Here is an 8,907-nt window from a genome sequence, read left to right as displayed (position 1 = left end):
ATGTCTTGGGTTCGAGTGCTCGTCCCGGAGTGGATGCCGGTTGGGGTCCGCAGTTTTCCTACGAAGGCCAAAACTCCAATGATCAGAATTGGATCAACCAACAATATATAGATTTCAATTATTTTGAAACCATTGGGGTATCGATGGTTGCAGGAAGGGAGTTTTCCGAAGAATTCAACGACAAAGGTGATGCTTTCAAAATGAGGGAAATGTTTCCTGCTGTCCGCAACGGAGGTTTTATTATCAATGAGGCACTTGCCAAGACGATGGGGCTTTCACCTGAGGAAAGCCTGGGAAAACCCATTGAGGTTTTTACAGAAGAAAATGGGCAGCGGTTTTTGGATTTTCATGGAAATGTTATCGGTGTGGTAAAGGATTATCAGACTTCAGATTTAAGATTTCAGATTTTTCCCACAGTTTATTTACCTGTTCAAAATGACCATTTTGATGCTTCTTCACATCTTTTGGTCAAAATCAATTCGGAGGATATTCCGCAGGTAGTTGCAACCTTATCTGCAAAATGGAAAGAAATCAACCCAAGTATTCCATTTGAATATTCTGTCCTTGAGGATAGCCTGGTCAAACAATATGACCGTGAAACCAGGTTGAGCAACCTATTGGGATTGTTCGCTTTGCTGACCTTGTTGATTTCAAGTCTTGGCTTGTTGGGATTGTCCATATTTATGGCAGAAGGAAGAAGAAAGGAAATTGGCATTAGGAAAGTAATGGGGGCAAGTTCTATTTCCATTGTCCATCAATTGACCAAGGATTTCCTCAAACCGGTAATTATCGCCATAGTCCTGGCTTTGCCGATTGGGTATTATATCATGGGTTCTTGGCTCGAGCAATTTGCTAATAAGGTTCAGATGCAGGCCGGGTATTTCGTTCTGACAGCAAGCATCGCAATATTGATAGCATGGCTGACCATTTCCATCCAATCATGGAGAGCAGCTTCAGATAATCCAGCGGATTCACTTAAGGCGGAGTAGTTAAATGAAAAATAATTGATTTATACTACGTGATATAATTTGAAATAATGCCTTCGGCGATATATTATTCCACCTTTACGGTTATTTTGGAATTTTATATCCATCAATATCCAATATCCATGAATATCCTCCCGAAGGTTATCCGGATCAAATATTTCAATTTATTTCTATCATATATCTACCATATTTCAATCTCAATTAACCTAATAACCAATATCGAAATAACCAAAACCCCATGCTCAAGAACAATGTCAAAATCGCTGTCAGAAGCCTTTTCAAACAGAAGGTCTATACATTCATCAATGTGGTCGGGTTGGCAGTGGGGATTGCGAGCTGCATATTGATTGTGCTTTTTATCCGGAATGAATTCTCATACGACAGGTTTTTCAAAGATCAGGACAGGATTTACCGGATGTCTTTGGAACGGATTTACCCAAACCATTCCACTTACTATGCCATCATTCCCCATTCATTTGCAGGAGTAGCAAAGGAAACATTTGCAGAAATCGAGGAAGCTACCATCTCTTCAAGATTTCCAAATGTGGAATTGACCTACAAAAACCAAAGAGATGAAGAAGTCAAATTCGATGAAGAGATCATCATATCAGGAGACAGTTCATTTTTTAAGGTTTTTGATTTTGAAATTATAAAAGGGAATTCAGAAAACCTCTTTACAAAGGGCAACGAGATAGTTGTGACAGAGGAGATGGCAAAAAGGTATTTTGGGGATGAAGATCCATTGGGAAAACTGATCCGGATTGGTGAAAACCTGGAATTTACAGTTGCTGCCGTGATAGCTGATATTCCGCTCAATTCCCATTTCAAGTTCAGCGCGATTGTATCCAACACCGGTTTTCCATTTCTCCAACAGGAGAATTTTACCGGTTTTTCTGCCTACACTTACTTCAAACTCAGGGAAGGTGCCGATCCTTCCGTATTAGAAGCCAAAATCCCACAATTGGTTGATAAATACGCAGCCGGACAGATCGAAAGGGAATTGGGAAAATCTTGGGAAGAATACCGGAATGCGGGAAATGGCTACCGCTATTTTTTGCAACCATTGAATGACATCCATCTTTTTCCGACTTACCTCGAAGCCCAGATGAAGCCTTCGGGCAATATCAATTCTGTCTATATTCTGATTGCAGTGGCATTTTTGATTTTGGGAATTGCCTGTGTGAACTTCATGAACCTCGCAACGGCACGGTCCTCCGAGCGGGCCAAAGAAGTGGGCATCAGAAAGGTGATGGGTTCGCTCAGGCCGCAGCTGATGCGGCAGTTTTTGACTGAAGCCATACTTTTGAGCGGAGTAGGGGTTTTCTTGGCTTTGGTCATTGCACAGTTGGCGATACCTTTTTTCAATGACCTGACCGAAAGAAACCTTCAGCTTCCTTTTAGCTTGGGATTTGCTTTATCCATCATAGGCATCATCCTGTTTGTTGGACTTTTGGCAGGTTTGTATCCTGCCTTGGTACTTTCCTCCTTCAAACCAACAGACGTTTTGAAAGGGCAGTTTACCGGCAGCCAAAAAGGAAAATGGATCAGAAACGGCTTGGTGGTGTTCCAATTTTGGATTTCCATCATCCTGATCATCGGGACTTTGGTGATCAGGGATCAGATGGCTTACATGCAGCATATCTCCTTGGGCTTTGACAAGGAACATGTTTTGGTAGTCGAAAGGGGATTCAGCTTTGGTCCGCAGAACCTCAAGACCTTTGTCGAAGAACTCCGCACCATGCCTGAAGTGGAAAATGCGGCGATTGCTTTTGCATCACCGGGTCAGGAATCCACCTTCTTTGGGATTCAGTTTCAGCCTGAAGGTTCTTCCGAAATCCTCACCACCAAATCCATGGTGGTGGCAGACGGTGTTTCGGAAACATTGGGCCTTGAAATTTTGGAAGGAAAAGGATTTTCGGAAGATACCAATGATTCACTTTATGTTTTGCTCAACCAAACCGCTGTGAAAGTTATGGGAATCAAGGATCCCATAGGTTCCAAACTGATGGAAACCCAAAACACACCGGATGGCAATGTCATCATCGCGAGGACTGTCATCGGCATTGTCAAAGATTTCAATTTCAATTCCCTCAGGGATGAGATCACGCCTTTGGTGATGCAGAATTCGGAAAGCTTCGGTGCGAATATCGGCGGTCAGTACGTTTTTGCACGGATCAAACCCAATCAGACCCAATCGGCCATAGAAGCCATCGAGGCCAAATGGAAAGAAATAGCTCCCGAACAGGCTTTCAAGTTTTCCTTTTTGGATGAAAGCCTCAACCAACAATACAAGGAAGAACAGCAGACTGGAAGGATTTTCTCCATATTTTCTGTCTTGGCCATCTTTGTCTCCTGTATCGGATTGTTTGCCTTGTCGGCTTATATCACTTCGCTCCGTACCAAAGAAATCGGCGTAAGGAAGGTTTTGGGTGCTTCAGTAGGCGGGGTAGTCCTGATGCTTTCCAAGGATTTTACCAAAATGATTTTGATCGCCTTTGCTTTGGCGGTACCGGTGGCTTGGTTGGTGATGGAAAAATGGTGGCTCCAAAATTTCGCTTTCCGGATCAATGTCAACCTTTGGATCATCCTGATTTCAGGTATTTCAGTGTTGGCGATCTCTTGGCTGACCGTCAGTTTCCAATCTGTCAAAGCTGCCTTGGCCAATCCCGTAGATTCTTTGAAGTCGAATTGAAAATTAAATCACCACAGAAGACTCGGAGGGCACAGAGGAAATAATTAGGAGGTAAAAAGACTCCAAAGGGGTCTAACCTTGAATAACTTGTCCGCCGTGGTGGAGCCTCAGGTAAAACAGAGAGACAGCAAATGGTTCGATTTCCGGCCAACCCTGAAGGGGTAGCATATTTATAGAAAATAAAAGCGATGAAGTTTTAGGGCAACCCTGAAGGGGTTGAATTAAATCCCGGGAATTGAACTCCCTGTTTTGTCGGAAACTTCAATTCTCTATTTAAATATCATCTGCCAAAAACCGGAATCGTCTTGTTCTTCTTGTCCCCGAGTTGCGTTCCTTACTCGGGGTTATTAATGTTTGACCACTACGTGGTCAGTCGCCGCCCATGTTTGTGTCTCCACAAACATTCCAAAATCTTTAACCTCAATGGCCTCCAAGGTTTCGCAAAATCTTATTCCTAAAAGACCAATTCATATTTTGGTAAAACCTTAATTACGGAGTGTTTGGTTTTGGGAAGAAAAAGATACTTTTTTATTTGAAATAGTAAACAAGTAGGAGATATAGTTTGGGGTATTATGGTTATTTCAATTTTTTCGCAATTATTATTTAAATCCTATTTATTAAATTATCTGGATAAATGATAACTTTAGATAATAGCCCTTTGGGTACAAACTATTCATTAACCTAAACTTGGAAAAAATGAAAAAATCCACCAATTATTTTTTTGCTTTAGCCTTATTTACAGCGGTTGCCTGTAATCCGACAACCCAAGAGAATGAAATAATTTCGCAGGATTCTGGAATTTTGGATCGTTCTGTTCTTCCAATGAAGGAACCTATTTACCCGCCAATCACTGAGCTCGATGCACGAAATGCCACAGCACCAAAAAGGTTTCAGGTAAATGCACCCGAAAATGCACCCAACGTTGTTGTGGTGTTGATTGATGATATAGGCTTCGGGCACTCCAGTGCTTTCGGCGGTCCCATCCACATGCCGACTTTGGAAAAACTGGCAGCAAACGGATTGAAGTACAACCGTTTTCACACGACAGCTTTGTGTTCACCTACCCGGACTGCCATACTCACCGGATATAACCATCATTCCAATAACGCCGGTGCCATCATGGAAGTGGCTACAGCTTTCCCGGGCAATACCGGAATCCGACCACAGACCATCACTCCTGTGGCTGAAGTGCTGAGGTTGAATGGCTACAGTACCGCGGCGTTTGGAAAATACCATGAAACTCCACCTTGGGAAGGTTCTGTGTCCGGTCCTTATGACCGTTGGCCTTCGCATTCCGGTTTTGATAAGTTTTATGGATTTATCGGAGGAGAAACCAATCAATGGCATCCAATGGTATACGATGGGACTACCCGTGTATATCCAAACGTAAAAGACCCCGATTACCATTTTACAAATGACATGACCAATCAGGCAATAGCATGGATGAATACACAGCAATCTCTTACGCCTGATAAACCATTTTACATCTATTTTGCGACAGGAGCTACCCACGCACCACACCATGCACCGAAGGAATACATTGACAAATACAAAGGGAAATTTTCCCAAGGTTGGGATAAGGTCCGCGAAGAAACATTGGCAAGACAAAAGGCATTGGGTGTAATTCCAGAAAACACTGTACTCGCCCCCAAGCCTGCTGACATCATGGATTGGGATAAACTTACTGCCGATGAAAAGAAGTTGTTTGAAAAACAGATGGAAGTCTTTGCAGGATTTGCAGAGCATACCGACAGCCAAGTCGGCCGTCTGGTTGAAGCCCTGGAGGAACGTGGGGAGTTGGAAAACACGATTTTCTTTTATGTTGTAGGAGACAACGGCTCAAGTGCTGAAGGAGGAATGATAGGAATGTTCAATGAGAATACCTACTTCAATGGCGTGCAGGAAACATTGGATATGCAGATGGAAGTGATTGACAAACTAGGTTCAGAGCATGCTTACAACCATTTTGCGGCAGGCTGGGCCGTGGCCGGAAATGCTCCTTTTACCTGGACAAAGCAGGTCGCTTCAAATTTTGGAGGCACACGCAATGGCATGGTACTCCATTGGCCTGCAGGTATCAAATCAAAGGATGAAGTGCGTTCCCAGTTTCATCATGTCGTAGATGTGGCTCCGACTATTTATGAAGCAGTGGGAGTACCTGCGCCAAAAATTGTCAATGGCATTGCCCAAAGACCGATTGAAGGTGTGCCAATGAATTATTCCTTTGACAATGCCTCAGCTGCCGACACCCGCAAAACCCAATACTTTGAAATGATTGGCAACCGTGCCATTTATCACGAAGGTTGGTTTGCTGCTACAATACACAAAGCACCATGGGAGGCGCAACCAAGACGTCCTCTTCAGGAAGACATTTGGGAATTATATAATGTGGATGAAGATTTCAGTCAGGCAAATAACCTCGCCGATCAAAATCCTGAGAAGCTCGAAGAGCTCAAAAAGAAATTCATGGAGGAAGCAGTGAAATATAATGTGCTGCCTATTGACGACCGCAGCATTGAGCGCTTCGATCCGGTAATTGCAGGTAGGCCTGACCTCATGAATGGCCGTACCAAACTCGTACTTTATGAAGGGGCAAAGGGTATTCCTGAAAATGCTTTCATCAATGTAAAGAACACTTCACTTACCATTACAGCTGAAGTGGATGTTCCTGCTAATGCCACAGGAGTTATCATCTGTCAGGGTGGTGACTTTGGCGGATGGACTTTATATATGCAGGATGGAAAACTAACCTATTTCTACAACTGGGTAGGACTTGAAAAGTATTCTGTCACTTCAACACAAAAAGTAGGGGCAGGCAAACATACCATCAAACTTGACTTTGCCTATGATGGCGGTCGTGGTGGAGGTGGAATCGCCACCATTTCAATGAATGGAGATAAAATTGGGGAAGGAAGAATTGAAAAGACCAACAGCAATACCTTTGGAATTGATGAATCAGCCGATGTCGGTACTGATGAGAATACCCCGGTAAATCCTGCTTACGCAAATAAGGAAAAATTCACAGGGAAAATAAAGTCTGTGACCATCGAGACAAAACCCGGAGCAAAATGATCCGCCAAACAGGAGACTATAGGTTTCTTGGTCTGTAATCTGAACAGCAATAAATAAAGGGCGTTTTTACGCCCTTTATTTATTTTATATCCAACCCAATTTGTTATCCTGCTTCTCCAGAAGCTGGATATTTTTTTACCGCAATGGCCGCCAAGGTTTCGCAAGGATCGGAATGGTCCAAGGTTTACTCTGTTTTTTCTCTGTGCACACTGTGAACTCTGTGGTGTTTTATTTTTTACTGCAATGGCCGCCAAGGTTTCGCAAAGGGTCGCCAACTCTTATTCCCAAAAAATCTATTGAAACTTGGAGTATATATCAAAAGTATATACCTTTAAATAAATATAATAGCTATGAAAAACCTATCATTGAAGCTTGAAGATGATATTTTCCAGGAGACTGAAAATATCATTTCAAAAGTAAATAAGAACCGAAACAGGTATATCAACGATGCGATTGAATTTTACAACAGACTTCATAAGCGGAGACTATTGTCAGAACAGTTAAGCAAGGAATCAAAAATAGTAGCACAGGACTCCATGGAAGTTTTGGCTGAATTTGAAAAACTGTTTGATGAAGATCAGGCAATTTGAAATTTGGATTGCGGACCTGAACCCAAGAAGGGGAACGGAGGCCGGTAAAGTCAGACCTGTGATTGTCATTCAGACCGACTTACTCAATAAAGAACATCCTTCTACCATCATTTGTCCTATTACCACCAATGTAAAGCCCGAGGCAGAGATTTTAAGGGTTCACCTAAAGAAGGCAAAATTTGGTCTCAAAGAGGATTGTGATGTCATGATTGACCAAGTTAGGGCAATAGATAATAACAGACTTTTGGAAAAGATAGGAGAGGTGGACCGTATTACCGCTGATAAGGTGAAAGAAAACTTAAGGATTTTGTTGGATCTGGGTTGAGAAATGGATTTTTTGTTGCCAATGTTTGATTCCCCGTTATCCTGCTTCTCCAGAAGCCCGATATTTCTATAACCGCAATGACCGCCAAGGTATCGCAAAGGGTCGCCGAGTCTTATTCCCAAAAAATCTATTTCTGTTTTTTTATTAAAAATACCCTGTTCAGGAGATTTTTTGTTTGTCAAAGAAAAGGTAAGTTTGATATTGGAGTTATTTCCACGATTTTAGGGAAAACATCCTAAATAGGGTTTCTTTCCAATATTATAGAAGAAAGCAAACCGTGGCATACATAAGAAAAAACTTATCGCTGAATGAAAAACTTTGAAAAAAGACTTAAAGGCGGACATCCTAATTCACTAGGAAATACAGTTGAAGTTGTGGACGAAGTATTGGCCGAAAATGAACTTTTCAACGAACTATTTAACTGTTATTTCAGTAATGACGAACTTGTTCGCCTTCGGACTTCAAACGCAATGAAACGGATTTGTAAAACCAACAAGTCAATCTTAATTCCATATATCGACCGATTTTTGATCGATATCGCCCAAATTGACCAAGCCTCCACCCAATGGACTTTATCGCAATTGTTTGGAATGCTCCACATGGATATGACCGAAAAACAAATTGAACAGGCGAAAAGCATTATGAAGAAAAACCTTTCCAATCACAATGATTGGATAGTACTTAACCAAACAATGGACACATTGACAGTATGGGCAAAAAAAGATGCGGACCTGAAAGATTGGATAAAACCTCATTTGGAAAGATTGACAGCGGACGAACGAAAATCCGTTTCAGGTCGAGCTAAAAAAATGATTGATAGAATAGAAAAATAAATACCTGTACCAACAACGTATATAGCTTTTAAGGCAAGAGAATCGCTAAATTCATGGTTTTTGGCGCTTAACCAAGTCTGTCTCGGGTGGGCAGGAAAGTGCTTAGAAATCGCCACAAGCCATATGCAAACCCTTAGCAGCAACCGCATGAACCAAAAGCGCAACTTTTGACATGAGTAAAATATAATAGACAGAAAAAAATGAATTTAAGACCAATAGCACTAAACGAAGACAAAACAAATGAAGATTATGCTTCGGCTGACTGCCAACAACTACTGCAAATGAATGACGACTTTTACCCAAAAATTGGCTTCATCATTCCTTGGGTTGCTTACTTTGTGGTTAGACAAAATCAGGTTGTAGGTTCTTGCAGTTTCCTAGGACAACCGCAAGAAGGGAAAGTTGAAAT

Annotated in this window: 6 protein-coding genes and 1 pseudogene; all 7 read left to right on the top strand. The window is 42.0% G+C overall.

Annotated features, from left to right (window positions below; all coding sequences use genetic code 11):
* Nucleotides 1–989: ABC transporter permease (locus ACZFYI_RS10770; RefSeq protein ID WP_462524136.1), on the top strand; the 989-nt coding region annotated here is incomplete at its 5' end.
* 235 nt (nt 990–1,224) lie between these two features.
* On the top strand, nt 1,225–3,678 hold the full coding sequence (locus ACZFYI_RS10765; RefSeq protein WP_462524135.1) for an ABC transporter permease: 2,454 nt from the start codon (nt 1,225–1,227) through the stop codon (nt 3,676–3,678).
* A 696-nt stretch (nt 3,679–4,374) separates the two neighbouring features.
* The gene (locus tag ACZFYI_RS10760) at nt 4,375–6,750 is read left to right on the top strand and encodes an arylsulfatase (protein WP_462524134.1); all 2,376 of its coding nucleotides are present in this window, start codon (nt 4,375–4,377) and stop codon (nt 6,748–6,750) included.
* 350 nt (nt 6,751–7,100) lie between these two features.
* Nucleotides 7,101–7,340 (top strand): hypothetical protein, encoded by a 240-nt coding sequence (locus ACZFYI_RS10755; protein ID WP_462524133.1) that lies wholly within the window; start codon nt 7,101–7,103, stop codon nt 7,338–7,340.
* Entirely contained in the window at nt 7,321–7,665 is a 345-nt protein-coding gene (locus ACZFYI_RS10750) for a type II toxin-antitoxin system PemK/MazF family toxin (protein WP_462524132.1), read from the top strand. Before ACZFYI_RS10755 ends, ACZFYI_RS10750 begins: the two co-directional genes overlap by 20 nt.
* A 308-nt stretch (nt 7,666–7,973) precedes the next feature.
* Complete coding sequence (locus ACZFYI_RS10745; protein WP_462524131.1) at nt 7,974–8,498, top strand: hypothetical protein; 525 nt, start codon at nt 7,974–7,976, stop codon at nt 8,496–8,498.
* A 200-nt stretch (nt 8,499–8,698) separates the two neighbouring features.
* Nucleotides 8,699–8,907: pseudogene (locus tag ACZFYI_RS10740) on the top strand (hypothetical protein); the annotation flags it as partial.

This window comes from Aquiflexum sp., assembly GCF_977115555.1.
The sequence above is the reverse complement of the archived record's forward strand: the minus strand, read 5'-3'. Positions and strand labels throughout refer to the sequence as shown.